This is a genomic window from Bradyrhizobium ivorense (genome assembly GCF_900696085.1).
Classification (GTDB): domain Bacteria; phylum Pseudomonadota; class Alphaproteobacteria; order Rhizobiales; family Xanthobacteraceae; genus Bradyrhizobium; species Bradyrhizobium ivorense.
The window spans coordinates 287,945-314,101 of the sequence record NZ_CAADFC020000013.1 but is presented as its reverse complement, the minus strand read 5'-3'; the positions used below and the strand labels follow the sequence as shown (position 1 = coordinate 314,101).

Below are 26,157 nucleotides of genomic sequence, written 5' to 3'. Positions count from 1 at the left end.
CGCGATGCTTCTAAAGCAGGCAACAAAGCGGCAAACGCGCGGCGCGACTGGTCTGGCGATCGTCTCGGGAGGGAACCGTGAAGAAAGAGCGTCGGCCGATGGCGCGGGCTACGCCGTCTCCAGCGTCGGCGCGACTTCGCGCGCGACCTGCACCAATGCGGCGATCAGCGGCGTCATCGGATCGCGTTGCGGGATCACCATGCCGATGCTGTAGTTCACCAGGGGGTCCACGATTGGAATGCTGCGGACGGCGTTGGCGAGCCCGAGCGTCTCGGCAAGCTTGGCCGGCATCACGCTCGCCCAGCGGCCGGTCTTCACATGGGTGTAGAGCACGAGCAGCGAGTTCGAGGTCAGCGTCGGCGTCACCTCGGCGCCGACCGAGGTCAGCGCGCGATCGATGATGCGGCGGTTCTGCATGTCGGGCGTGAGCAGGCAGAGCGGCACGGTGCCGACCTCCTTCCACGTCACCTCCTTGCGGTCGCCGAACTTCGCGTCGGGCGCCGTCAGCAGACGGTAGCTCTCATTGTAGAGCGGGATGGTGCGAACCTTGCCGATCGGCTCGTTCTCGATATAGGTCAGCCCGGCATCGACCTCGAGATTTTCCAGCAGGCCGAGCACATCCGCCGAGGTGCAGGACTGGATGCGGAAGCGCACGTCGGGATGACGTGCCCGGAACGGCGTGGTCAGCGACGCCACCATGCCGAGCACGGTCGGGATCGCGGCGATCCGGATCTCGCCCGACAGCTTGTCCTTGAGGCTGTTGATCTCCTGCCGCATCGCCCGGGCATCGCCGACAATGCGCCGCGCCCAATCAAGGGTCCGTTCACCTTCCGGCGTGAATCCCTGGAAGCGGGAGCCGCGTTGCACCAGCATGACGCCGAGGATCTCCTCGAGCTGCTTGAGGCTGGTCGACATGGTCGGCTGTGTGACGCCGCAGGCCTCCGCGGCCCGACCAAAATGACGCTCCTTGGCCAGCGCCAGCAGAAGTTCAAGCTTGTCGATCAAGGTATCAAACCCCATCAGAAAAACGGTGTCCCGATGCAGTCACAAGTAGCACGATCGCTGGGCGATCCGTAATCCCAAAGCGCGCCCGAAGTCCGTGATTTCCCATCATTATTGCGATCACAAATCAACCGATCGCACAACGCTATTAATCGCCTTTCGCAATCGCCGCATGAGACAGCTTTATTGATGTTTCGAGCGATTCCAACTCTATGGAGGAAGCAAAAAATCTGATCGTGAGAATCGCGAATGACATCGGGATACGAACCCTGGGACGAGGCGCGCGGCGCTGAAATCATCGCCGAACATGCCGCCCTGGAGGGCGCCACGCTGGTGATCCTGCACGCGCTGCAGGAGGCCTTCGGCTACGTGCCGGAGCCGGCGATCCCGATGGTCGCGCAGGCCCTCAATTTGTCGCGCGCCGAGGTGCACGGCGTGTTCACCTTCTACCACGACTTCCGCAAGCAGCCGGCCGGGCGCCACGTCCTGAAGCTGTGCCGCGCCGAGGCGTGTCAGGCCGCCGGCGGCGATGCGCTGGCCGCGCGCGCGGAGGCGAAACTCGGCGTTGCCCTCGGCAACACCACGGCGGACGAGCGCGTGACGCTGGAGCCGATCTACTGCCTCGGCCTGTGCGCCACCGCGCCCTCGGCGATGCTGGACGGCCGCGTGGTCGGCCGGCTCGACGAGGCGCGGATCGACGCGCTGGTTGCGGAGGCACAGCGATGACGATGCGGATCTTCATCTCCCGCGATGCCGGCGCGGTTGCCGTCGGCGCCGACGATGTCGCGCTGGCGTTCGAGCAGGCCGCGGCCAACCGCGGCGTTGCGGTCGAGATCGTGCGCACCGGCTCGCGCGGGCTCTACTGGCTGGAGCCGATGGTCGAACTGGCGACCGCGCAGGGCCGCGTCGCGTTCGGCCCGGTGACCGTCGCCGACGTCGTGTCGCTGCTCGATGCGATGGCCGGCAACGGCCGGCATGGCCTGCGGCTTGGCGTCACGGACGAGATCCCCTGGCTGAAGCGGCAGACCCGCCTCACCTTCGCGCGCTGCGGCGTGATCGATCCGCGCTCGGTCGACGACTACCGCGCCCATGGCGGCTACAAGGGCCTGGAGCGGGCGCTGACGCTGACCTCCGACCAGATCCTCGCCGACGTCACCACCTCGGGCCTGCGCGGCCGCGGCGGCGCCGGCTTCCCGACCGGCATCAAGTGGAAGACCGTGGCGCAGGCCAGCGCCGACCGCAAATACATCGTCTGCAACGCCGACGAGGGCGACAGCGGCACCTTCGCCGACCGCATGATCATGGAAGGCGACCCCTTCGTCGTGATCGAGGGCATGACGATCGCCGGCATCACGGTCGGCGCCACCAAGGGCTACATCTACATCCGCTCGGAATATCCGCACGCGGTCGAAGCGATGAACGCGGCGATCGCGGCGGCCCGGCGCGCCGGCTACCTCGGCAAGCGCATCGGCGGCTCGGCACATGAGTTCGATCTCGAGGTCCGCGTCGGCGCCGGCGCCTATGTCTGCGGCGAGGAGACCTCGCTGCTGGAGAGCCTCGAGGGCCGCCGCGGCATCGTGCGGGCCAAGCCGCCGCTGCCGGCGCACAAGGGCCTGTTCGGCCGCCCGAGCGTCATCAACAACGTGCTGTCGTTTGCGGCGATCCCCTTCATCCTCGACAACGGTGCCAAGGTCTATGCCGATTTCGGCATGGGCCGTTCGCGCGGCACGATGCCGATCCAGCTCGCCGGCAACATCCGCTATGGCGGGCTGTTCGAGACCGCGTTCGGCGTCACGCTCGGCGAGCTCGTCGACGAGATCGGCGGCGGCACCTTCACCGGACGCCCGGTGCGCGCGGTGCAGGTCGGTGGTCCGCTCGGAGCGTATTTCCCCCGCGCGCTGTTCGATACGCCGTTCGACTATGAAGCTTTCGCCGCGCGCGACGGCCTGATCGGCCATGGCGGCGTCGTCGTGTTCGACGACAGCGTCGACATGGCGAAGCAGGCGCGCTTTGCGATGGAGTTCTGCGCCGTCGAGTCCTGCGGCAAGTGCACGCCGTGCCGGATCGGCTCGACCCGCGGCGTCGAGACCATCAGCAAGATCATCAACGGCGAACGCGTCGCGGAAAACCTAGCGGTGGTCGAAGACCTCTGCAACACCATGAAGTTCGGCTCGCTGTGCGCGCTCGGCGGCTTCACGCCCTACCCCGTGCTGAGCGCATTGAAACACTTCCGGGAAGATTTTGGTCCCGCACCGGCCCGTCTGCAGGCCGCGGAATAGAGGAGATCACGATGTCGCTGATCCAGGAAACCGATTTCGGCACACCAAAATCCAAATCCGAGACGATGGTCACGCTGACCATCGACGGCAATCAGATCACCGTGCCCGAAGGCACTTCGATCATGCGCGCGGCGATGGAAGCCGGCACACAGATCCCAAAGCTGTGCGCGACCGACATGGTCGATGCGTTCGGCTCCTGCCGGCTCTGCCTGGTCGAGATCGAGGGCCGCGCCGGCACGCCGGCGTCGTGCACCACGCCTGTCATGAACGGCCTCGTGGTCCACACCCAGACCGAGCGGCTGAAGCAGCTGCGCAAGGGCGTAATGGAGCTCTACATCTCCGACCATCCGCTGGACTGCCTGACTTGCGCGGCGAACGGCGACTGCGAATTGCAGGACATGGCGGGCGCGGTCGGCCTGCGCGACGTGCGCTACGGCTATGAGGGCGACAACCACGTGTTCGCCAAGTCGCACGGCTGCGACAACGACAACTGGATGCCGAAGGACGAATCCAATCCGTACTTCACCTACGATCCCTCCAAGTGCATCGTCTGCTCGCGCTGCGTCCGCGCCTGCGAGGAGGTGCAAGGCACCTTCGCCCTGACGATCTCCGGCCGCGGCTTCGACAGCCGCGTCTCGCCCGGCATGAGCGAGAGTTTTCTCGGCTCCGAATGCGTGTCCTGCGGCGCCTGCGTGCAGGCCTGCCCGACCGCGACGCTGACCGAAAAGTCGGTGATCGAGATCGGCCAGCCCGAGCACTCCGTCGTCACCACCTGCGCCTATTGCGGTGTCGGCTGCGCCTTCAAGGCCGAGATGCGCGGCGAGGAAGTGGTGCGCATGGTGCCGTGGAAGGACGGCAAGGCCAATCGCGGCCATTCCTGCGTCAAGGGCCGCTTCGCCTGGGGCTACACCACGCACAAGGAGCGCATCCTGAAGCCGATGATCCGCGAGCGGATCGAGGATCCCTGGCAGGAAGTGTCGTGGGACGAGGCGTTCAACTTCGCCGCTGCGAAGTTCAAGGGCATTCAGGCCAAGTACGGGCGCGATGCGGTCGGCGGCATCACGTCGTCGCGCTGCACCAATGAAGAAACCTATCTGGTGCAAAAACTGATCCGCGGCGGCTTCGGCAACAACAATGTCGACACCTGCGCCCGCGTCTGCCACTCGCCGACCGGCTACGGCCTGTCGCAGACCTTCGGCACCTCGGCCGGCACCCAGGATTTCGACTCGGTGGAAGACACCGACGTCGTGATGATCATCGGCGCCAACCCGGCCTCGGCCCATCCGGTGTTCGCCTCGCGGCTGAAGAAGCGGCTGCGCCAGGGCGCCAAGCTGATCGTGCTCGATCCGCGGCGCACCGAGATGGTGGAATCGGCGCATGTGAAGGCGCTGCATCTGCCGCTGATGCCCGGCACCAACGTTGCCGTCGTCACCGCGCTCGCCCACGTCATCGTCACCGAAAGGCTCGTCAACGAAGCCTTCGTCCGCGAGCGCTGCGACTGGAGCGAGTTCGAGGAATGGGTGGCCTTCGTCGCCCAGGACAAGTACAGCCCGGAAGCGACCGCGATCATGACCGGGGTCGATCCGAAGGTGCTGCGCGAGGCGGCGCGGATCTACGCCACCGGCGGCAACGGCGCGATCTATTACGGGCTCGGCGTCACCGAGCACAGCCAGGGCTCGACCACGGTGATCGCGATCGCCAACCTCGCGATGGCGACCGGCAATATCGGCCGTCCCGGCGTCGGCGTGAACCCGCTGCGTGGCCAGAACAACGTGCAGGGCTCCTGCGACATGGGCTCGTTCCCGCACGAGCTGCCCGGCTATCGCCACATCTCGGGCGATGCGGTGCGCGAGCAGTTCGAGGCGATGTGGAACGTCAAGCTCAACAAGGAGCCGGGCCTGCGCATCCCCAACATGTTCGACGCCGCGATCGAAGGCACCTTCATGGGCCTCTACGTCCAGGGCGAGGACATCCTGCAGTCCGACCCCAACACCAAGCACGTCGTGGCGGCGCTGTCTTCGATGGAATGCGTGATCGTCCACGACCTGTTCCTGAACGAGACCGCGAACTACGCCCACGTCTTCCTGCCCGGCTCGAGCTTCCTGGAGAAGGACGGCACCTTCACCAATGCCGAGCGCCGCATCCAGCGTGTCCGCAAGGTGATGACGCCGCGCAACGGCTATGCCGACTGGGAGGTGACGATCCTGCTCGCCAAAGCGATGGGCTTCGAGATGCACTACAACCATCCGTCCGAGATCATGGACGAGATCGCGGCGCTGACGCCGACCTTCACCGGCGTCTCCTATGCCAAGCTCGACGAGCTCGGCTCGGTGCAGTGGCCCTGCAACGAGAAGGCGCCGGAAGGCACGCCGGTGATGCATATCGGCGGCTTCGTGCGCGGCAAGGGCAAGTTCATCGTCACCGAATATGTCGCGACCGACGAGCGCACCGGCCCGCGCTATCCGCTGCTCCTCACCACCGGCCGCATCCTCAGCCAATACAATGTCGGCGCGCAGACCCGCCGCACCGAGAACGCGGTCTGGCATTCCGAGGACCGGCTCGAGATCCATCCGCACGACGCCGAGCAGCGCGGCGTGCGCGACGGCGACTGGGTGCGGCTGGCGAGCCGCGCCGGCGAGACCACGCTGCGCGCGGAGATCACCGACCGCGTGTCACCGGGTGTGGTCTACACCACGTTCCACCACCCGGACACCCAGGCCAACGTCATCACTACCGACTTCTCCGACTGGGCGACCAACTGTCCGGAGTACAAGGTCACCGCGGTGCAGATCTCGCCGTCGAACGGTCCGTCCGACTGGCAGAAGGCCTATGACGAGCAGGCGCGGCACTCCCGCCGCATCGCGCCCGTCGTGGAGGCCGCGGAGTAGCGATGCGCGAACCCGTCCACCAGGCGCAGCGGAAAGTCTGGCGCAACGGCGCCCTCAGTGACGGCGCGCGCCTGATCCCGGAGGAGACGGCGCTGGCGCTGACCTATAATGGCGGCACCTACGCGGTGATGATGGGCACGCCCGAGGATCTCGGCGATTTCGCGGTCGGCTTCAGCCTGAGCGAAGGCGTGGTGCAGTCGGCCGAGGAAATCGAGACGCTCGACATCGTCGAGCTCGACGACGGCATCGAACTGCGGATGTGGCTGAAGTCCGAGAAAGCGGAGCGGCTCGCCGAGCGCCGGCGGCACATTGCCGGCCCCACCGGCTGCGGCCTCTGCGGGATCGATTCCATCGCCGAGGCGGTGCGGCCGGCAGCCATCGTGCCGGCGGGCCGCGCCTTCACGCCGCGCGAGATCATGGCCGCGGTCGCGACGGTGCCGCCGCTGCAGGAAATCAACCACCAGACCCGCGCCGTGCATGCCGCCGCGTTCTGGACCAAGACAGGCGGCATCGTCGCGCTGCGCGAGGATGTCGGCCGTCACAACGCGCTCGACAAGCTCGCGGGCGCTTTGGCGCGCGACAAGGTCGCGACCAGCGAGGGCATGGTGCTGTTGACCAGCCGCGTCTCGGTCGAGATGGTGCAGAAGACCGCCGCGATCGGCGCGCCTCTGCTGGTCGCGGTATCCGCGCCGACCGCGCTTGCGGTCAAGATGGCCGATGCCGCCGGCATCACGCTCGCCGCGATCGCGCGGTCGGACGGATTTGAAATCTTCACGCATCCGGAACGCGTCGCAGGCGCGTTGGCCGGCAAGGAGCCCGCTTATGTCGTCGTCGCCTGACAAACTGGTCTACATGGCGAACCAGATCGGAAAGTTCTTCCAGAGCCAGGGCCACGACCGCGCGGTGCAGGGCATTTCCGAGCACATCTGGAAGTTCTGGGACCCGCGGATGCGCAAGCAGATCTTCGCCCATCTCGACGCCGGCGGCGCCGGCCTCGAGCCCAACGTCCGCGACGCCCTGCAGAAGCTGAGGCTGCAGGCGTAGCTACCGGAAGCTGCAGAGCGGGAGAAGACACCCGTATCTCCGTACGATTGGTCCCGGTACGGCATCGTCAAGCCATAGAAGTTCAGGTCTTCAATGCTGCGACAGCAAGACTGTCGCAAGCCGGCCTCTCGTCACCATGACGCAGCATCCCGACCTGTTGTGGCCCGGCACCACTGCGCTCGGGGCATGATGATGAGATCGAGTTCACGCACGCGGTGCAGGCGCGCCCGTGCATCGGACGAACGCTGTTCCCGGCTCACACCCGAAGGCGACGTTTTGGTTTCGCCGATGTATCGCCGAGGACCTTTTCTGCATCGGCATCCTCGCAGCTCCAGGCCATGATTGAGTCGCCGGATGCGTGGCAGATTCGCGGCGGTCAGGTGTCGAGTGACGACACGATTAGTTCGCAATGACCACCTAGACCATCGCTGAAGCAAAAAACAGAGCGAGAGCACGACGCGATGAGTGATAGCACGGGCGCAACGCCGTTCCCCCTCGGAGTCTTTGTCGGGAACCCAAACTATTTTGATTCAAATGAGGAGGCAAGTTTCGAGACAAGCTTCAACGCTTTCTCGACCCTCATGAAAACCAAGCCGCAATTCCTCGATCAGTATGGTGACGAGCGCCTGCCGATCTCGGATTGGGTTGGTCAATCAAGCTGGAATGCGGCCTCGATGGCGCAGTCGCCCGTACTCGATGGGGTCACGCCGGTGATCGGGCTGCCGATGAGTTCGACGGCATCGGGCGCGGGAACCCCCGATCAGTTCTACAAGAACTTCGCGTCCGGCGCGTACGATTCGGTGCTGACTAACATGGTCAAGGCCTGGGCCGACAATGGCTTCACAACACAGATCTGGCGGCCTGGCTGGGAGATGAATATTGATACCATGCCCTCCTACGCTGGCGACGACGCCGCGACGCGCGCCGATTGGGTGAAGGCGTTCCAGCACATCTACACCGTCTTGCACGCCGCGGGCGCAGCGGCGGGCGTGAACATCCAGGTGGCGTGGAATCCGAGCGTGACGAACTACAGCCACGCCGGCAACGTCATCGAGACTGCCTACCCCGGAGACCAGTATGTCGATATCATCGCCGCCGATGTCTACGGCGATGTGTTTCCATACGGCTCGCCGACCCACTTGTATGACTGGGACAAGAGCGGGCAAGTCCTCGACTCGTCCAAGCCGGTCTACGACTCCAGCGTTCAGCAGTGGGCGTCAGATCCGGTGAACCTCCAACATTACTATACCTACCCGGCTTCCAACCAATGGTCGCTCGACGGCAGCGACGGCCATGCGACGACGCTTCAGCAACTGATCGATCTCGCCAAATCGGCAGGAAAGCCGTTTGCCATTGCTGAGACGGGTGCAGGCAATACGCATGACGGCGCGGGTCTCACAGACAATCCGACATTCGTGAACTGGCTTTCGAACACGCTGGTTCAGTCGGGGGTCAAGGTCAGCTTCGTGAACATCTGGGATTCGAACTCCGGCGGATCATACGGCTTCACGAGTTCCACCGACGACAAGCCGCTCGAGGCTGCGGCGTGGGCGAAGTATTTTGGCGACCCACCCGTATCCGGATCGGCCTCAACCGTGGCGTCGAGCTCGTTGGACAGCCACGCGGCCGGCGACAGCTCCGCGAGCGTCAACCAACCGGCCGCCGCTGAAGCCGCCGCGGCCCAAAGCACCGCGGCAGTCGAGACGACGAGGGATACATTTCATTTCAACTTCGCGCCGACCGTAGCCAATCCGACCACCCTCGCGCACATGGATGGCATTGCTGACAACGGCTCTGCTCTCCAGGCCCATGCTGACGCAAATTCCGCGAGCATGGGCAGCTTCACAGCAGACGGGGACGCGGCGCACGGCAGCTTGACCGCGCTCGCGAACGACGCCCGCATGGCCGCAGGGCACGACGCAGCCCTCGGCCATTCGGGGGACGCAAGTCCCGCAAGCGCTCACGATGCGGGATTGCACTCCGGCCACTTCTTCACGTTCTAGTTTCAGGACCTGCCACACTACCGTCGACGGCGTCTGCTTGGCTCCGAAACGGACGCAAGAGCAGACGCGTCGATATCGACGCGATGGGGCGCGAAGGACCAGCCATGGACAAGACTCTGATCTACGACGTGGGCGCCCACAAGGGTGAGGACACCGAATTCTATCTGAAAAAAGGATTTCGCGTCGTCGCCATAGAGGCGATGCCGGAATTCTGCGAGTCCATCAGCAAGCGATTTTCGGAGCACGTCAGCTCGGGCGCTCTAACCGTGATCAACGTTGCGGTTTCGAATTCGCCCGGAAACGTCAAGTTCTATGTCGACGATCGCGTTTCGGAGTGGGGAACAACCAATCCTGACTGGTCCGAACGCAACAAGAACTTTGGCGCAGGTAAGGGACGGACGTTGACGATACCCGCCGCCAAACTAGCGGACATTCTGAACGAGCACGGCGTCCCGAGATATTGCAAGATCGATATTGAAGGCAATGACCTCGAAGCGTTGGCGTCGCTTGAGGGCCTTCGTGAACTGCCAGAATTCGTATCCATCGAATCTGACAAGACGAGTTGGAAGAAGCTTATCGAAGAGTTCGAGACCTTTGAAAAACTGGGATACCGGAAATACAAGATACTGGATCAGTCACTCGTCTCCATGCAGAAATGTCCAGCAGCTCCGAAGGAAGGAAACTTTGTTGATTGGCGGTTCAAGACCGGAAGCAGCGGTCTTTTCGGAGATGAATTGCCGGGTAGATGGCTCAGCGCACTCGAAGCCATCGAAGCCTACAAGAGCATATTTCGCGGATATGCGATCAATGGAGACCTCGGACTATTCGGTGGTGGCCCCAAAAGCATGTTCAATATGGTCGGCAAGATTCAAGAGAAGGTGTTTCGCCTCAAGGGCTCCAAACATTACTTGAATCCGGCCATGCAATTCCCGCCGCCCGGTTGGTACGATACCCACGCGGCGAGAGAGTGATCGCCCCTAATCCTGAAGACAGAGCCCGCTCCGGCAAGCCGGAGCGGCAGAACAATGTTTCCCTGCGCTCCCCGCCGAGCCGCGGGCACGACATCACACGCTCAGGCGGAGAAACGAAAATAGAGTATCAAATTACCTCTTGACGCCCCTGCCCTACCCAGGTCGCGCTTGCGCCGGCCCGCCCCCGCCCCAACGGCGACCCGAGCCAGTACTTTACCGGAATTGAACGCTTTGGCATCATGTTGGCATGTGCCCCGGATCGCCGGGGCCTCCGCTCCGATCGAAAGGACGTTAAGGGAAGCGCCATGTTGTGGATCGTTCTGGCGAGTGGCATTTGCGGATTGCTGCTGGGGCGCTACTTCAGGGTCTATGTATGCCTCCCCGCGATCCTCCTCCTCGTTCCGGTGGCCTACGTCGTCGGACACACCGACGGTTTGGCGGCATGGATGGTCGCGTTTATTTCCAGCGCGGTCGCGCTGCAAGGATGCTTCCTGATCGGTGCGATGATCCGCATTTTCATTGAAAACTTCGAGCCGCGGCGGGCGCCGTCGGAAGATTTCATTTAACCGATCGGCGTGGGCAGCGGACGGCACTCGACGGCAAGGTGGCCGAGCGAGCGGTAGAGCACGAGCGATCCACCCGATGATCGTCAGCAAACTAGTTCTCCCCGAGGAGGTACATTCGCTTAGGGAGTTTCGTCAGCGAGAACTGCCTGGATTCGCGACGGTCAACATCGCGCTTCAGGCATTCGAGTTCAAGGCCTTGTTCCCCTGGCATCTCTCCGTTCTCATCCGCTACGTTTCTCGCTCGCGTTACCCACGATTGCTTCAGGGAGATCATCTGGCGTGTGCGCGATCCTGATGCGGTCGATGCAGTCCTGCGTCAGATCCTGAGCAACAAGGACTATCGGCGCGAGTTTGATTATCGAATCGATGACGATCCCGAATGGGAGAAGGCCGCGTGGCACTTGGGTAGCCGCCCAACAGCGCACTGATCCGCCTCGCGCAGGGTTCTCACCGTCACCCTGAGGAGCGCGCTCTTGCGCGCGTCTCGAAGGGTCGACGGCCCGGCTGGTGGCCGTGCATCCTTCCAAGCTCGCAAGAGCTCGCACCTCCAGCCACAATGGCGAAGCCATTGCGCGGGGATGACGGGTCCAACACCATTTGGCCCTAGCCCACGATCGCGGTGAACACCCGCCGCACTTCGCTCTGGGTCTCGCGCAGGCGGGCTTCCAGCGAGGAAAAATCCGGCGTGTCGCCGGCGCGGGCCATCACGCGACGCAAATCCTCGCCGGCGGATTCCGGGTTGAACTTGCCGGTGACGCAAAGCCGCAGGATCTGCGTCAGATCGTGATAGAGCCGCGCGGCCGAGCGCAGGATCTCGGCTTCGGACTGGCCAAGCAGGCCGAGCCTGGCGGCATTGTCGAGCACCTGCAGCGTCGACACGCTGAGGATCTCGGGCTTCGCCGCAGCGTGCGCGAGCTGCAGATACTGCGCGATGAAATCGATGTCGACCAGTCCGCCGGCAGCGAGCTTGAGGTCCCAGACATCGTCCTCGCCCTTCTCCAGCGCGATCGCGCGCCGCATGTCGGCGACGTCGGCTGCTGTCGACGCGGCGTCGCGGGGCCGCGTCAGCACGCCGCGGATGATCGCCTCGATCCGCTCGCGAAACTCAGGTGATGCCGAGATCACCCGGGCGCGGGTCAGCGCCATGTGCTCCCAGGTCCAGGCCTCGCGCTCCTGGTAGTCGGCGAAGGCGTCGATCCGCGAGGCGACCGGGCCGGCGCGCCCCGACGGGCGCAGCCGCATGTCGACCTCATAGAGCACGCCGTAATTGGTCCGCGTCGTGAACGCGCTGATCAGGCGCTGGGTGAAGCGGGCAAAATACTGCGCGCCGTGCAGCGAGCGCTCGCCGTCGGAATCCGGCGCCTCGCCGTCATAGTCGTAGAGCAGGATCAGGTCGAGGTCGGAGGATGCCGTCATCTCGCGGCTGCCGAGCCGGCCCATCGCGATGATCGCGGTCTCCTGGCCCTTGATGCGGCCGTACTGCGCAGCGAACTGGTCGGTGACGAGGCCGTGCACGGTGTGCACGATGCCCTCGGCGACGTCGGCAAAGGCCGTGCTGGCGTGCTGCGCCGACACCGTGCCTGACAGGATTCTGGTGCCGATCAGGAACAGGCTCTCCTGGCCGAACAGCCGCAGGCGATCGAGAAAGTCCTCGTAGGACGAGGCATCCTGCAGCGTCGCGGCCAGCCGCTCCGACAGCTCCTTCTTGTCCGGCATGGCGCCGAAGAAGCGCGGATCGATCAGGCCGTCCATGATCTGCGGCTGCCGCGCCAGCATGTCGCCGAGCCGTGGTGCCGCACCAAGGATTAACGCCACCAGCGCGACGAAGTCGCGGTTCTGGCTGAGCAGCGAAATCAGCCGCCCGCCCCGCTGCAGCGCGCCAAGGAAACGGTCGAACGCCGCCACCGCGTCGTCAGGTTCCTCGGCGTGGGCAAGGCCGTCGATCAGGCCGGGAATGAATTCGAGGAATGCCGCGCGGGTCGCCTCGACGCGCAGCGCGCGGTAGTCGCCCGCGATCCACTGCTGCACGGTGCCGGCGACCGCGACCGGCTTCTTGAAGCCGAGATTGGCGAGATGCTCGATCAGGCGGGCGTCCTCCGGCCCAGCGCCGTAATTGATATCCGGCAGCCTTGCGGTGCCGGTCGGATCGTCGCCCTCGAACAGCTTGCTGTAATGGTTCTGCACGATCTTGAGCTGGCCGAGCAGATCGCTGGCGAAGGCTTCGCGGCTCGCGTAGCCGAAGAAATGCGCGAAACGCTCGACCGCTTCCGGCTCCTCGGGCAGCGCATGGGTCTGCTCGTCGGCGATCATCTGCAGCCGGTGCTCGACCCGGCGCAGGAATTCGTAGGCCGTGGTCAGCTCGTCGCGCGCCTCGTGCGTGATCCAGTTGCTGGCGGCGAGCACGTCCAGCGCCTCCAGCGTCGGCCGCACCCGCAAGTCCGGATGCCGGCCGCCGGCGATCAGCTGCTGGGTCTGGGCGAAGAACTCGATCTCGCGGATGCCGCCGCGGCCGACCTTGACGTTGTGGCCCTCGACCGAGACCTCGCTCTGGCCGCGATAGGTCTGCATCTGCCGCTTCATGTCGTGGACGTCGGCGAGCGCGGCGAAATCCAGATGCTTGCGCCAGACGAACGGCGCCAGCTCGGCGATCAGCGCGTCGCCGGCCTTGGGGTCGCCGGCGCAGGGCCGCGCCTTGATCATCGCGGCGCGCTCCCAGGTCCGGCCCTCGCGCTCGTAATAATGCAGCGCTGCGTCGGTGGAGATCGCGACCTGGGTCGAGGCCGGGTCCGGGCGCAGCCGGAGATCGACCCGGAAGACGTAGCCCTCGCCGGAGCGCTGCTGCAGCATCCGCGCCATCGCCTGGGTGACGCGGACGAAGAACGGCTGCGGCTCGATGTCCTCGGCGAGCGAGGTGGCGCTGCGATCGAAGAACACGATCAGGTCGATGTCGCTGGAATAGTTCAGCTCGCCGGCGCCCATCTTGCCCATCGCAAGCACGATCAGGCCGGAGCCGAGTTCCGGATGTTCGGGATCGGGAGCCGTCATCCGGCCGCGCGCGACCTCCTGCCGGAGCAGATAGCGCAGCGCCGATTGCACCGAGGTCACGGCGATGTCGGTCAGCGCCGCGGTCACCTGCATCACCGGCCAGACGCCGCCGATGTCGCACAGCGCGATCATCAACGCGGCCTCCGCCTTCATGCGGCGGAGCAGCTGCATCACGTCGGCCTCGCTGGCAGCGGCGGCCACCTCGCGCGAGGTGGTCTCGATCAGGTCGCCCAGATGCGACTCCGGGTCGCATGACAGGATCCGGATCAGCCGTGCCGCGTCGGCGCGCGCCAGCTCGAACAGATATGGCGAGAATTCGGCGATGCCGCGCAGGATGTCGCGGGCGAACGGATGGGCCAGCAGCGCCTCGAGCGCGCCCGATTGCGCCGGCTCGAGCTCGGCGAACCAGTCGGTCAGGCGTTGTTCGGCGGATGCGGAAGCGGCGACGTGCGGTCCGTCCGCAAAGCGCGCGGCCAGAGCCTGTCGATCCGCGTTTCCCGGCGCGGCGGCATTCATGCCGCCTTCTGTGGCACATCCTGCGTTTGAGCCGCAAGCCTGTCACTGCTGCCCACCCGCGCCGGCAGCACGAGGGTCGCAACCAGCCCGGGGTGGGCATCGCCGAGCCGCAGCTCGCCGCCATGCAGCGTGGCGACCGCCGAGGCCAGGCTGAGGCCGAGCCCGGAACCGGGCAAGGTGCGGCTCGCCTCGAGCCGGACGAAGCGCTCGACGGCGTGCTTACGGTCGCCCTCGGGAATGCCGGGACCGTGGTCGGTGACGCTGAGCAGGACCTGGTCGCCGTCGCGGCGCGCCTCGATCAGGATCTCCCTGGCGTCCGCGCCGAGCGGCTGCGCGCCCGCGGGCTTGCCGTATTTGATGGCGTTCTCGACCAGGTTGGCGAGCGCCTGGCTGATCAATTCGCGGTTGCCGTGGACCGGCGCCGGCGTGGTCTTCACCTTGAGCATCATGCCGTCGTCCTCGGCGAGTGGCTCGTACAATTCGTGGATGCCGTTGGCGACGTCGGCGCCGTCGAAATCGTCCATGTTGCCGCGCGCCTGCCCGGACTCGGCGCGCGCAATCATCAACAGCGCGTTGAAGGTGCGGATCAGGCCGTCGGACTCCTCGATCGTCCGCTCCAGCGCCGCACGGTAGTCGGCCTCGCAACCGGACTTCGCCAGCGCCTCCTCGGCACGGTTGCGCAGCCGCGTCAGCGGCGTCTTGAGATCGTGGGCGATGTTGTCGGAGACCTCCTTGAGGCCGGTCATCAGCGCCTCGATGCGCTCCAGCATGGCGTTGAGGTTTTCCGCCAGACGGTCGAGTTCATCGCCGCTGCGGCCGACCGGCAGCCGGCCGGACAGGTCGCCGGCCATGATGCGCTTCGTGGTGCCGGTCATGGCGTCGATCCGGTGCAGCACGCGGCGGGCGACGAAGATGCCGCCGCCGATGCCGAGCACGACGACCACCAGGATCGACCATTGCGCGGCCTTGGCGACGATGCCGAACAGCCGCCGCCGCTCCTCGAGATCGCGCCCCACCAGCAGGCGGAAGCCGTTGTCCATCTCGGTGACCCGTACCAGCGCGCGATGATCGGTCTTGTCCTGATCGTCGAACCGGCGATAGGCGGTCTCGCTCCAGCCCGGGACGCTCATTACGCCCGGTGCCAGCGAGCCGACATTGCCGGCCAGCGCCTGCCCGTTCGGCGCGGTCAAGAGATAGAGGTTGGCGCCCGGGCGCAGCGCGCGATTGCCCATCGTAGTATACAGCCCGTGCAGGCCGCGGCGGTTATAGATGCTGGTGATCTCGCCGACCTCGACATTGACCGTCGTGGTGATCTGCTCGGTGATCAGCCGCCGCGTGTTCCAGGCGAAATACGCCAGCAGCGACGCAGCAAACAGCGCGAACAGGAACAGGTAGACCAGCGTCAGCCGAAACGCCGTGGTGCGGATCAGTTTGCCGAAGGCGGTCACGATCTACCTGATGCCGTCGCGGATCATGTAGCCCGCGCCGCGGATCGTGTGCAGCAGCGGCCGCTCAAAACCCTTGTCGATCTTGGAGCGCAGCCGCGAAATGTGCACGTCGATCACGTTGGTCTGCGGATCGAAATGATAGTCCCAGACGTTCTCCAGCAGCATCGTGCGCGTCACCACCTGCCCGGCGTGCTTCATCAGATATTCGAGCAGGCGGAACTCGCGCGGCTGCAGGGTCAGCTCATCCTTGCCGCGGGCGACGCGATGCGACAGACGGTCGAGCTCGAGATCGCCGACCTTGTAGGTGGTCTCCTCGGCCGGCCCGACATTGCGCCGCGACAGCACCTCGACGCGGGCGAGCAGCTCGGCGAAGGAATAGGGCTTTGGCAGATAGTCGTCGCCGCCGGCGCGCAGGCCCTTGATGCGGTCGTCGACCTGGCCGAGCGCCGAGAGGATCAGCACCGGGGTGCGGTTGCCCTTGTCGCGCAGCGATCCGATCAGCGACAGGCCGTCCCGCTTCGGCAGCATGCGGTCGACAACCAGCACGTCGTAATCGCCGGTCTCGGCCATCGACAGCCCCTCCTCGCCATCCGACGCAAGATCGGCGATGTAGCCGACTTCGCGGAATGCCTTGACCAGATAGTCGGCGGACTCGCGGTCGTCTTCGATGATCAGGATGCGCATTTGCGGAGCGGTTGCGGTCACGGGAATTGGCCTTTCTCAGCATGGCGCGGCCGGCCTGCACATGCAAGCCGACCGCGCATCGTCGCAAATAATTGCTGACGCGCGATCCGGCCGGAAAACCGGCTTCCGCTATTCGGGATCAGGCGGCGGGGAAAAAAGCGGGCGGCGAGGCTGGGGGACCTCACCGCCCTTAGACCTTCCGACAGAGGGGGGCATGTTCCATCGAAAGGACCTGTGGGAGCGAGCAAAGGGCCCGCCCCCCGGAAAGCGCCGTCGGCGGGGGCGACTGATGCCGGCGACACTTCCCTACTCATAGATAGTTATCCCTTGGCCAAAGGCACTGCCACGAAGCGCGACGAACCGCCGCTCTTCACGCGCATGAGAACGCTGTTCTTGTTGTCGCTGCGGGCCGAGGTGATGGCATCGCGGACCTCGCCGGCGGTGCCGACGGTCTTGCCGCCCACTTCCAGGATCACGTCGCCTTCCTTGAAGCCCCGCTCGGCGGCAGCACTCTTGGGATCGACTTCGGTCACGACCACGCCTTCCTTGCCAGCGCCGGCCACGCTGTTGGCGGGAGCCACCGTCAGGCCGAGCTTCGGCACGTCGGTGCCGCGGTTCGGGCTGCCCTTGTCGCTGTTGTCGGTGTCGGCCTTGGCCTCGAGATTGTTCGGCAGCTGGCCGAGCGTGAGGTTGACGGTCTTGTCCTGACCCTTGTGCAGCACGTTGAGCTTCACCGAATTGCCGGGAGGCAGGCCGCCGATGGTGCGGGCGAGCTCGCGCGCATCCTTCACCGGCTCGCCGTTGACGGCGGTGATGACGTCACCGGACTCGATGCCGGCCTTGGCCGCGGGGCCGTTGGCCTGCGGTTCGGCAACCAGCGCGCCTTCCGCCTTCTTCATGCCGAGGCTGTCGGCGATGTCGGAGGTGACAGGCTGAATCTGGACGCCGATCCAGCCGCGGCTGACCGTGCCCTTGTCCTTGAGCTGGGCGACGACGCTCTTCACGGTCTGAGCGGGGATCGAGAACGCGATGCCGACGCTGCCGCCGGACGGCGAGTAGATCGCGGTGTTGACGCCCATCACCTCGCCCGACACGTCGAACGCCGGACCACCCGAGTTGCCCTTGTTCACGGGCGCGTCGATCTGGATGAAGTCGTCATACGGGCCGTTGCCGATGTCGCGGCCGGAGGCGGACACGATGCCTGCGGTCACGGTGCCGCCGAGACCGAAGGGATTGCCGACCGCCAGCACCCAGTCGCCGATCCGCGGCTTGCTGTCGGAGAGTTTTGCGAACTGGAAGTTGGAACCGCCCTCGACCTTGATCAGCGCGAGGTCGGTGCGCGGATCGGTGCCGATCACCTTGGCCGTGTAGGTCTTGCCGTCATCGGTCGTGACTTCGACCTTGTCGGCGCCGTCGACGACGTGGTTGTTGGTCACGGCATAGCCGTCGGCCGAGATGAAGAAGCCGGAGCCCTGGCCGGTGATCGCACGGCCGCCGCCACGCGGTCCGCCGCGCAGACCCGGGGGCAATCCGTCCGGACCGCCGAAGCGGCGGAAGAAGCGCTCCATCGGCGAACCCGGCTGGAACGGCGAGTCCTCGCTGTTGCCGCTGTCGTCCTTGGAAAGTTTCTCGTTGATGTTGACCTTGACCGAGATCACCGACGGCTTCACGCGCTCGACGATGTCGGCGAAGCCGACCGGCTGCTGAACCTTGCGGACCTCGTTGTTGACCTGGGCGTGCGCCGGGGTCGTGAACAGATCAGCGGGATTGTGCGAGGGGCTGAAACCATAAGTGGCGGCACCGAGGCCGGCGACGACCGTCGCCATCAGCGCGAGTTTGCGGGCAGAGAACAGCGAGCGCTTCGGCGCCTTGTAGGATGGAAGGGACGAGAGGTCGGGACGGTCGGTCATTCTTGAAATCTCCAAGGCCAGAATCAGTTTGTTTGGGGCAGGACCTGATGGGCCTGAACATGGGGTCATCAGCCTTACAGCGCGCTGGCTGCGGAATTAAACTTTGGTAATCAAGCTGCGCGCCGATGCGGCAGAATAGCGCAGGCAAATGAATGGCTTACGGGGGAACTAAATCGGCTTGTCCGGCGCGGATTGCGCGGCCAGAAGCCGTTCCAGCCGGGCCTTTTCGTCGGCCGTCAGCGCCGGGTCAGCGGAGGCGTCGCCATTGGTCTTGTTTGGCCGGCGCCGGCTGAAATGCCACAGCGCAAAACCGCCCGCCAAAAGCGCGAATGGCGGGGTCAGCCAGAGCAGCAGGGTGTGCTCGTTGACCCGCGGCTTGAGCAGCACGAATTCGCCGTAGCGGGCGACCAGGAAATCGATCACCTGGCGGTCGCTGTCGCCGGCGGCAAGCCGCTCGCGCACCAACAGACGGAGGTCGCGCGCCAGCGGCGCCTCCGAATCGTCGATCGATTGGTTCTGGCAGACCATGCAGCGCAGCTCCCTGGAGAGCTCGCGGGCCCGCGCCTCCTTCGCCGGGTCCGTCATGATCTCGTCGGGCAGCACGGCACGCGCCGGCATCGCGCCGAGCGCGAAGGTCATGGCAAGCATGCCGGCAGCGAGGGTGCGCGACCACATCATTCGGCAGCCTGCAAGGCACGCGCCGCCTTGGCGGGCTTCGGCGCACCGACCCGCAAGCGGCGGTCCGACAGCGACAGCAGGCCGCCAAAGGCCATCAGCACCGGTCCCCACCAGATCATCAACACCAGCGGCTTGTGATAGATCCGCACCGCGATCGCGCCGTCGGCGGAGGTGTCGCCCAGCGAGATATAGAGCTGGCTCGCGCCGCAGGTCAGCAGCGCGGCCTCGGTCGTCGAGGCCCCGCGGGTGGTGAAATTGCGCTTCGACGGCGTCATCACGCTGACATCTTGTCCATCGCGCCTGACGGTGAACTGGGCGAGCATCTCGCGGAAATTCGGCCCCTGCCGCGGCGTCAGGCCGTCGAGCCGCAGCTCGTAGCCGGCAACCTTGGCGACGTCATTGGGCTTCATCGCGCCGATATATTCGCTGTTCCAGGTGGTCTCGCAGACGATCCCGATCAGGGCGACACCAAGCCCGGCATGGGCGAAGATCGTGCCCCAGGTCGCACGCGGCAGGCCGCGCGCCCGGCGCAGCGAGATCGACAGCGGGATCCGGAACAGCCCGACGCGCTCGGCGAGATCGCACAGCGCGCCCATGATCACGAACACCGCAAGCCCGATCGCGAGCGGCGCCAATGTCGCGCCGCCATAGGTCCACGCCCAGACCAGCGCGATCGCAACCAGCGCGGCGATGCCGGCCGCCAGCAGCCGCTGCGCCGCGCCGAGCAGGTCGCCGCGCTTCCAGGCCAGCAGCGGCCCGAACGGCACCGCGATCAAGAGCGGCACGAACAGCGGCGCGAAGGTGAAGTTGAAGAACGGCGCGCCGACCGAGATCTTCTCGCCGGTCAAAACCTCGAGCGCCAGCGGATAGAGCGTGCCGATGAACACGGTCGCGCAGGCCACGGTAAGCAGCAGGTTGTTGAGCACCAGCGCGCCTTCGCGCGAGATCGGCGCGAACAGCCCGCCCTGCTTCAGCGCCGGCGCGCGCCAGGCATAGAGCGACAGGCTGCCGCCGATGAACACGAACAGGATCAGCAGGATGAACACGCCGCGCGTCGGATCGGTGGCGAAGGCGTGCACCGAGGTCAGCACGCCGGAGCGCACCAGGAAGGTGCCGAGCAGCGACAGCGAGAAGGTCAGGATCGACAGCAGCACGGTCCAGACCTTGAGCGCGTTGCGCTTCTCCATCACCAGCGCCGAATGCAACAGCGCGGTGCCGGCCAGCCACGGCATCAGCGAGGCGTTTTCGACCGGATCCCAGAACCACCAGCCGCCCCAGCCGAGCTCGTAATAGGCCCAGTAGGAGCCCATTGCGATGCCGAGCGTCAGGAAGATCCACGCCATCAGCGTCCACGGCCGCACCCAGCGCGCCCAGGCGGCGTCGATCCGCCCTTCGAGCAGCGCGGCGACTGCAAAGGAGAACGAGATCGAGAAGCCGACATAGCCGAGATAGAGCATCGGCGGATGCACGGCGAGGCCGATGTCCTGCAGCACCGGATTGAGGTCGCGGCCCTCGATCGGCGGATTGGCGATGCGCAGGAACGGATTCGAGGTGATCAGGATGAAGAGGTAGAACGCGCTGGCGACCCAGGCCTGCACCGCCAGCACATGCGCGCGCAGCGACAGCGGCAGATTGTTGCCGAAGGCCGCGACGAGGCCGCCGAACAGCGCCAGGATCGACACCCACAGCAGCATCGATCCTTCATGGTTTCCCCACACGCCGGTGATCTTGTAGATCAGCGGCTTCAGCGAATGCGAATTCTCGTAGACGTTGACGACGGAGAAATCCGAGGTGACGTGCAGCGTCACCAGCGCGGCGAACGAGGCTGCGACGAACAGCAATTGCGCCAGTGCCGCCGAGCGCGCGACATTCATCAGCGCGGCGTCGCGCCAGCGCGCGCCGAGCAGCGGCACCACCGACTGGATCAGCGCCAGTCCGAGCGCGAGCACCAGGGCATAATGTCCGCTTTCAGCGATCATCGCATCGCTCCCCGGGTCGGCGCCGCCGAGGCGCTCGGCTTCTCGCCCGGCTTGCCGTAATCGTCCTTCCAGTGGCCCTGCTTCTTCAGGGCATCGGCGACGTCCTTCGGCATGTAGGTCTCGTCATGCTTGGCCAGCACCGTGTCGGCGCGGAACACGCCGGCTGCATCGAGCGCGCCCTCGGCGACGACGCCCTGCCCTTCGCGGAACAGGTCCGGCAGAATGCCCTTGTAGGCGACCGGCAGCGTCGCGCCGCCATCGCCGACGGTAAAACTCACCGCCAGATTGTCGCCGCGCTTGAGCGAGCCTGGCTCGACCAGCCCGCCGAGGCGGAAGCGTTTGCCGGGACCGAGATGCTTCTCGGCGACCATCGAGGGCGTCGAGAAGAACACGATGGAATCGCGCAGCGCATTCAGCACCAGGCCCGCAGCGATCGCGAGCACCGCGAGCGCGCAGCCGATCAGGGTCAAACGCCGTTGCTTCCTGGTCATAATCCATCCTTGCGCATGATGGTCTCCGAAATCCGCTGCACGTGTTTCGGCGTCATGCGCTATCCATCCAGCCCGAGAGTCTTCAGCCCCTCATTGAGCTGACGCAACCGCTCCGCATCGTTGGCGACCGCCTGGCGGGCATCGGCGCGCGCGCTGATCGCCTTGTCACGCTCGCCCATCACGAGGTAGGCGCGGACCAGCCGCAGCCAGCCCTCGACATCGTCGCCGTTCTGCTTCAGCCGCGTCGCCAGCCGATCGACCATGCCCTGGATCATCGAGCCGCGATCGGCCTCGCTCATGTCCTTGGCCACGGCCACCGCGCCGTCGGGCAGCGCCGGCGCCGAGACGCCCCCGACCCGCACCAGCGCGGCTTGCACCAGCGGCCGCCACGGCGCGTCGGCCGGTGCCTTCGCCAGCATCTTCTGCCAGATCGCGGCGGCATCGGGCTTGCGGCCGTCCTGCTCGGCGGCGAGGCCGAGGAAATAGTTGGCCTTGGCGTCGTCGGCGTTGAGCGCCACCGCGCGCTCGAACTCCGCCTTGGCTTCCGCAGTGACGACGCCGCCGGACGTCCCCAGCAGCGCCTCGCCGAGATCGGCGCGGCGGTCGGCGCTGTCGCCGGCATAGGTAATGGCATTGCGATAGGCGCGGACCGCATCATCGTAGCGGCCGAGCCGCGACAGCACCGGCGCCAGCACGGTCCAACCGCGGCCGTCGGTCGGGTTCTTCTCCAGATGCGCCTCGACCTGCGCCACCAGATTGGTCAGCGGCTGGTTGGCGTCGGCGACCCGGCTGCGCTCGGAGAGCGGGAAATCGCCGAGCTGCGGCGAGCCGAGGATGAGATAGAAGCTTGCGGCAATCACCGGCAATCCGACCAGCGCCAGCGTCGCGGCGGCGCGTCGCAGCCCGAGACTGCCCTTCGGCGGCCCCTCACGCCCGCTCTGGTCGGCGGCCGCCAGCAGCCGGCGGCTGATCTCGATCCGCGCGGCGTCCGCCTCGGCGGCGCCAATGATGCCGCCAGCCATGTCGCGGTCGATTTCGGTGAGCTGGTCGCGGTAGACCACGACCTCGCTGCCGCCGCCGTCCGTGCGCCCGCTTCGGCTGAGCGGCCACAACACGGCGAAGATCGCCGCGACCGTCATCAGCGCGAACACAAACCACAGCGTCATCAAGCGGTTCCCGGATGGAACGGCGGCTTCCGGCAAGCCGCCTTAGAATCGCTTTACACTACCGGCGGCGAGGGCGGCAATTGACAATTACTGGATCGATCAACCCGGAAATCGCACGGTTTTCGCGATCTTGCGGCGGTATTCGCTAGCTGGCGCGGGAGGACTTCCGTTCGCCGGTCAGGGCGTTCTCGGCCGCCCGGTTCATCAGCGAGGCATAGTCGTGGCCGAACAGCACCTCGCAGAAGCGGATCGCGGCCTTGACCTGCTGCTGCCGGAAGGCACGCACCCGCGCGTCGCCGCCGCGCAGCGACTGCACCAGCCCCTCGGTCGACTGCTCGACATAGTGCTGCAGGTCGGAGAAGGTCCGCAGCGTCACCTCGTTGATGGCGAGTTCGCCGGCATAGGTGCGGCACACCGCGACGAAATCGATCAAGGCTGCGGCGTCCTCGACCTCGGACATGTCGATCTTGGCGCCGGCGGAGATGTCCTTGTCGGCGCGCTGGCGCAGGATGCGGCGGACCCGGCCCGGCACGCTGTCGATCTCCGACTGCAGCGCGTTGGAGGTATCGGCGCGGACCGAGGTGAGCTGGCGGCCCCAGGTCGAGTCGTTGCGCAGGTCGAGCTCGGTGCGCAGGCCGCGGACGCCGTCATGCAAGGTCTTGAGCTGCTCGCCGACATATTCGAAGCGGCCGCGCCGGATGTCGGTGCGCAGGCAAGCCGCGACGAACGACAAATCGTGCAGCGCGATGGTGACGGCGATCCCGTAGGGCGTGGACGCAACCCGCAACTCGTCGTCGGAGGCCGCCATCTTGACGGCGAGGCGGATGATCTGCCAGGGCGCGGCCAGCCGCTGCGCGATCAAGGACAGCGCAAACGGCAGCAGTTGCGGGGTCTGCAGCGACGGCACCTTGAGCGCATCGGTGGCGGAGGCGATCTGGGCGTCGGCAAACACCCGGATCTGGCTTGGCAGCCGGTTGCCCAGCGTCTCCAGCGCCTCGCGCGCCTGCAGAACGACGCCGATCGGCAGCAAATCCTCGACCACGCTGGGCGGCCCGACGCGGGCCAGCGCGCGCTGGCGATCGTCGCTCTGCACCGGTGTTGCGATCTTGAGAATGGCATCCGCAGCCACGAGCTGGAATTTGCGCGCAGCGGCCTCCATCGGACCGTTATCCGATGCGGCGGCGAGCGCCGCCTCGAACGCACGGGCGGCGTCAGGAGCGCCCTCGCGGGCCAGCCACTGCCAGACCGGCAGCAGCGAGGCGCGCCGGATCTGGCCCGGCCGGGTCGGAAAATTGGTCTCGGCGAGGAACGGCTCGAGCGGCCGGAACAGCAGTCGCGCCGGGTCGTCGGTGCGCGGCGGAATCGCCTCGTCCGCCTCGGCGCCGCGGACGATCTTGCGGAGCTGCTCCAGCACCAGATTGGCGACGGAAATGTCCTCGCCGCGCTCGACCGCGCGCTCGAGCTCGCGCATCAGCAGCGCCTGCGACTGCGGCGGAAGCTGCGCAAGATAGTCCCTCAGCCGCTCGGTCGATGTCTGGCTCATGCGCCCGGTGATGAAAGCTTGGTGCCCCGCGGACTGCCGTACCCCGCGTCCGACTGCCCATCATAAAGGCGGCCGCGTTAAGAACCCGTTTAGGAATAATGACCGCCCCGGCGGGGCCGTCGCAGGGGCGCGCTGCCAATATGGCGAAAACAACCCCATGCAAAGTAGCCGGCGGCGGCCGGTGCTCGACCAGGCCAGTGCTCGACCAGGCCACTGTCCGTAGCGGGTGAAGATGTCGTGTTTTTGTAGCTCGTGATCTGTCGCCTTCGTTTTGGAGTTTTGGGCGCCCCCGGAAGGCGTGGACGGGAGCGCCGGGTTTGTCATGCCATGGATGGAGCGGTCTGGTCAGCCCTGCGGGCGGGTTTCTTTGTTCGATTTGAAGCCCGTTTCTCCGTCCCGACCCGCGCTTTCTCGACGGCGGCGCGCGCAGGAGCGGTCAAGGACGCGCGCTTGCGCGCCCGCCAGGGCTTGTCCTTGACGGCTCCGAGCACGCTGCCAGGCTGAGATGCGTCGGGGCTGATCTGCTGTCCGTTGGCGCTAAACCTCGCCAATCGATGCGGGCCGAGGAACACGCTGACGGTGCCATCGGGATACTCATGCACCCGCACCAGGGCCCTGACGAAGTGAGGCCTCAGCCGGCTCTCCGGCAACTGCAGCCGGCGACCTTTCCATGCGACGGTATTGTCGTTGGCGACGGTTCGCTCCTCGATCACGCACAGCGCCTCGCGCCAGGCCTCGTGGCGGTCGGCAACGAAGGCGGTGCTTTGCTGTTCGGCCTTGATCGCAAATGCGGCGTTGTGTTCGGCGATGTAATGCGCCTTCAACCACGCATTGGCGGCTTCGACCGTCTTGATCCCGGCGAGCCGCAGCTCCTTTGGCAGGCGGTCCTGCAGCGTGCCAAACAGCCGCTCGGAGCGCCCCCGCGCCTGCGGCGAATAGGCTGCGATATGCTCGATCCCAAGATGCGACAAAGCCCGTCCCACCTGGGTTTGTTGCGTCTTCGAGACCTTCTCGCCAGCCTTCGGGGTAAGGAAATAATGGCTGCCGCGATCGGTGTAGAGCGCACAGAACAAGCCACGCTCGCCAATCACCTCGCCCAGGGCCAGGAACGTCGAGGCCGTGCCTTCTTCCTCGACCAGCAGCATCGAGTAGACCTCGCTGGTCGCATCGTCCATCGTCACGATCAGGTCCATCGCCGGCAGACCCTCGATCCAGACGTGGCGCGACCCATCCTGGTGCAGCAGCATCCCCGGCAGCGGCCGGCGTGGGCGCTTCTTACGGTGCGCCGAACGCTTCGGCGCCTTCCGTACCAGGCCCGCCGCCTGCAGGGCGAGCTTCGTCACCGTATAGCCCAGCACATAGTCATGCCGCTTTTGCAACTGCTCGTGGAAGTGCTTCACCGTGAAGTCCGCGTATTTGTCGCGGAACAGTCCCAGCATCCGCTCCAGCTCTGCCTCCGGCGCCCGCCGTGGCGATCGCCGTCCCATGCGTCGGTCGACCAGCCCGTCATCGCCCTCCGCCTCATAACGCTCCGCCCAGCGTTGGAAGGTCCGAACACTGACCCCGAGGAGCTCCGCAGCGCCCTCCTGCGTCAGTTCCCTCGCCTCCGTCCGTTCCAGCAAATCTGAAAACCGCATCCGTCGTACCCCCTCGTGAATGGATGCCGTGCCCATCGTGCCCCCTTTGTCCCGGGGCACCAAAAACACGACACTTCACGAGCTACAAACAGGCGACAGATCACGAGCTACTGACACGTTCGACATTGCCACTTGACACGTCGGGCAACTCAGCGGTACTCTTCCATTATTCCGAAATATGCGAGCGTCCCGGGGCTGGTCGCACGGAGGCTGCGGTCAGCATGCGATTAGCGATCATTCGGAAGCGGATCACCACGGAGCGGTTGCGGCGGGGTAATCCGTGATCGTCATCGGAGTTGCCACATTT

Annotated in this window: 20 protein-coding genes; 9 read left to right on the top strand and 11 right to left on the bottom strand. The window is 65.9% G+C overall.

The annotated features are described in order from the left end of the window. Positions 1–108: 108 nt before the first annotated feature. Positions 109–1,005, bottom strand: a complete 897-nt coding sequence (locus CI41S_RS19125) for a LysR family transcriptional regulator (RefSeq protein ID WP_139482415.1) — start codon at positions 1,003–1,005, stop codon at positions 109–111. A gap of 246 nt (positions 1,006–1,251) precedes the next feature. Between CI41S_RS19125 and CI41S_RS19120 the strand changes: the two genes are divergently transcribed. The 9 genes from CI41S_RS19120 (at position 1,252) to CI41S_RS44485 (ending at position 11,181) form a co-directional block, all read left to right on the top strand. Then, positions 1,252–1,728: a formate dehydrogenase subunit gamma gene (locus CI41S_RS19120; RefSeq protein ID WP_139861060.1), complete on the top strand. Its 477-nt coding sequence runs from the start codon at positions 1,252–1,254 to the stop codon at positions 1,726–1,728. Then, positions 1,725–3,281 carry a formate dehydrogenase beta subunit gene (locus tag CI41S_RS19115; RefSeq protein ID WP_139861059.1) on the top strand — a complete coding sequence of 519 codons (1,557 nt, stop codon included), beginning with the start codon at positions 1,725–1,727 and terminating at the stop codon, positions 3,279–3,281. The genes CI41S_RS19120 and CI41S_RS19115 overlap by 4 nt, the downstream gene beginning before the upstream one ends. An 11-nt stretch (positions 3,282–3,292) precedes the next feature. Beyond that, a complete protein-coding gene (gene fdhF, locus CI41S_RS19110; RefSeq protein WP_139861058.1) occupies positions 3,293–6,169 on the top strand; it encodes a formate dehydrogenase subunit alpha in 2,877 nt (958 codons plus the stop codon). A gap of 2 nt (positions 6,170–6,171) precedes the next feature. Then, complete coding sequence (gene fdhD, locus CI41S_RS19105) at positions 6,172–7,008, top strand: formate dehydrogenase accessory sulfurtransferase FdhD (RefSeq protein WP_139861057.1); 837 nt, start codon at positions 6,172–6,174, stop codon at positions 7,006–7,008. Next, positions 6,992–7,213, top strand: a complete 222-nt coding sequence (locus tag CI41S_RS19100; RefSeq protein ID WP_139482410.1) for a formate dehydrogenase subunit delta — start codon at positions 6,992–6,994, stop codon at positions 7,211–7,213. The genes fdhD and CI41S_RS19100 overlap by 17 nt, the downstream gene beginning before the upstream one ends. Positions 7,214–7,674: 461 nt before the next feature. Then, entirely contained in the window at positions 7,675–9,216 is a 1,542-nt protein-coding gene (locus CI41S_RS19095) for a glycoside hydrolase family 26 protein (RefSeq protein WP_139861056.1), read from the top strand. 104 nt (positions 9,217–9,320) lie between these two features. Further along, positions 9,321–10,187 (top strand): FkbM family methyltransferase, encoded by an 867-nt coding sequence (locus tag CI41S_RS19090; RefSeq protein WP_172628104.1) that lies wholly within the window; start codon positions 9,321–9,323, stop codon positions 10,185–10,187. 305 nt (positions 10,188–10,492) lie between these two features. Next, positions 10,493–10,753, top strand: a complete 261-nt coding sequence (locus CI41S_RS19085) for a hypothetical protein (protein WP_139861054.1) — start codon at positions 10,493–10,495, stop codon at positions 10,751–10,753. Between the two features lie 281 nt (positions 10,754–11,034). Continuing rightward, positions 11,035–11,181 carry a hypothetical protein gene (locus tag CI41S_RS44485; protein WP_244626595.1) on the top strand — a complete coding sequence of 49 codons (147 nt, stop codon included), beginning with the start codon at positions 11,035–11,037 and terminating at the stop codon, positions 11,179–11,181. 175 nt (positions 11,182–11,356) lie between these two features. Here CI41S_RS44485 and CI41S_RS19075 read toward each other — a convergent pair whose 3' ends face one another. From CI41S_RS19075 to CI41S_RS19030, 10 genes are all read right to left on the bottom strand, one after another. Next, the gene (locus tag CI41S_RS19075; RefSeq protein WP_139861052.1) at positions 11,357–14,314 is read right to left on the bottom strand and encodes a bifunctional [glutamine synthetase] adenylyltransferase/[glutamine synthetase]-adenylyl-L-tyrosine phosphorylase; all 2,958 of its coding nucleotides are present in this window, start codon (positions 14,312–14,314) and stop codon (positions 11,357–11,359) included. Next, positions 14,311–15,762, bottom strand: coding sequence for a sensor histidine kinase (locus tag CI41S_RS19070; RefSeq protein ID WP_139861051.1), 1,452 nt, complete (start codon positions 15,760–15,762; stop codon positions 14,311–14,313). The genes CI41S_RS19075 and CI41S_RS19070 overlap by 4 nt, the downstream gene beginning before the upstream one ends. Before the next feature lie 3 nt (positions 15,763–15,765). Continuing rightward, complete coding sequence (locus CI41S_RS19065; protein WP_029878846.1) at positions 15,766–16,446, bottom strand: response regulator transcription factor; 681 nt, start codon at positions 16,444–16,446, stop codon at positions 15,766–15,768. A 320-nt stretch (positions 16,447–16,766) separates the two neighbouring features. Beyond that, positions 16,767–18,356 (bottom strand): Do family serine endopeptidase, encoded by a 1,590-nt coding sequence (locus CI41S_RS19060; protein WP_139861050.1) that lies wholly within the window; start codon positions 18,354–18,356, stop codon positions 16,767–16,769. 168 nt (positions 18,357–18,524) lie between these two features. Then, positions 18,525–19,034 carry a cytochrome c-type biogenesis protein gene (locus tag CI41S_RS19055; protein WP_139482403.1) on the bottom strand — a complete coding sequence of 170 codons (510 nt, stop codon included), beginning with the start codon at positions 19,032–19,034 and terminating at the stop codon, positions 18,525–18,527. After that, complete coding sequence (locus CI41S_RS19050; RefSeq protein WP_139861049.1) at positions 19,031–21,013, bottom strand: heme lyase CcmF/NrfE family subunit; 1,983 nt, start codon at positions 21,011–21,013, stop codon at positions 19,031–19,033. Before CI41S_RS19050 ends, CI41S_RS19055 begins: the two co-directional genes overlap by 4 nt. Then, positions 21,010–21,504, bottom strand: coding sequence for a cytochrome c maturation protein CcmE (gene ccmE / locus CI41S_RS19045; RefSeq protein WP_139861048.1), 495 nt, complete (start codon positions 21,502–21,504; stop codon positions 21,010–21,012). Before ccmE ends, CI41S_RS19050 begins: the two co-directional genes overlap by 4 nt. Positions 21,505–21,563: 59 nt before the next feature. Next, entirely contained in the window at positions 21,564–22,670 is a 1,107-nt protein-coding gene (gene ccmI, locus CI41S_RS19040) for a c-type cytochrome biogenesis protein CcmI (protein ID WP_139861047.1), read from the bottom strand. Positions 22,671–22,815: 145 nt separating this feature from the next. Next, complete coding sequence (locus tag CI41S_RS19035; protein WP_139861046.1) at positions 22,816–24,213, bottom strand: hypothetical protein; 1,398 nt, start codon at positions 24,211–24,213, stop codon at positions 22,816–22,818. A gap of 320 nt (positions 24,214–24,533) precedes the next feature. Next, positions 24,534–25,919, bottom strand: a complete 1,386-nt coding sequence (locus CI41S_RS19030) for an ISNCY family transposase (protein ID WP_139861045.1) — start codon at positions 25,917–25,919, stop codon at positions 24,534–24,536. Between the last annotated feature and the right edge of the window lie 238 nt (positions 25,920–26,157).

Bases quoted from the DNA above. Each gene is read 5' to 3' on its own strand.
- CI41S_RS19120 (WP_139861060.1), top strand. From the start codon at position 1,252: ATGACATCGGGATACGAACCCTGGGACGAGGCGCGCGGCGCTGAAATC.
- CI41S_RS19115 (WP_139861059.1), top strand. From the start codon at position 1,725: ATGACGATGCGGATCTTCATCTCCCGCGATGCCGGCGCGGTTGCCGTC.
- fdhF (WP_139861058.1), top strand. From the start codon at position 3,293: ATGTCGCTGATCCAGGAAACCGATTTCGGCACACCAAAATCCAAATCC.
- fdhD (WP_139861057.1), top strand. From the start codon at position 6,172: ATGCGCGAACCCGTCCACCAGGCGCAGCGGAAAGTCTGGCGCAACGGC.
- CI41S_RS19100 (WP_139482410.1), top strand. From the start codon at position 6,992: ATGTCGTCGTCGCCTGACAAACTGGTCTACATGGCGAACCAGATCGGA.
- CI41S_RS19095 (WP_139861056.1), top strand. From the start codon at position 7,675: ATGAGTGATAGCACGGGCGCAACGCCGTTCCCCCTCGGAGTCTTTGTC.
- CI41S_RS19090 (WP_172628104.1), top strand. From the start codon at position 9,321: ATGGACAAGACTCTGATCTACGACGTGGGCGCCCACAAGGGTGAGGAC.
- CI41S_RS19085 (WP_139861054.1), top strand. From the start codon at position 10,493: ATGTTGTGGATCGTTCTGGCGAGTGGCATTTGCGGATTGCTGCTGGGG.
- CI41S_RS19075 (WP_139861052.1), bottom strand. From the start codon at position 14,314: ATGAATGCCGCCGCGCCGGGAAACGCGGATCGACAGGCTCTGGCCGCG.
- CI41S_RS19065 (WP_029878846.1), bottom strand. From the start codon at position 16,446: ATGCGCATCCTGATCATCGAAGACGACCGCGAGTCCGCCGACTATCTG.
- CI41S_RS19060 (WP_139861050.1), bottom strand. From the start codon at position 18,356: ATGACCGACCGTCCCGACCTCTCGTCCCTTCCATCCTACAAGGCGCCG.
- CI41S_RS19055 (WP_139482403.1), bottom strand. From the start codon at position 19,034: ATGATGTGGTCGCGCACCCTCGCTGCCGGCATGCTTGCCATGACCTTC.
- CI41S_RS19050 (WP_139861049.1), bottom strand. From the start codon at position 21,013: ATGATCGCTGAAAGCGGACATTATGCCCTGGTGCTCGCGCTCGGACTG.
- ccmE (WP_139861048.1), bottom strand. From the start codon at position 21,504: ATGACCAGGAAGCAACGGCGTTTGACCCTGATCGGCTGCGCGCTCGCG.
- ccmI (WP_139861047.1), bottom strand. From the start codon at position 22,670: ATGACGCTGTGGTTTGTGTTCGCGCTGATGACGGTCGCGGCGATCTTC.
- CI41S_RS19035 (WP_139861046.1), bottom strand. From the start codon at position 24,213: ATGAGCCAGACATCGACCGAGCGGCTGAGGGACTATCTTGCGCAGCTT.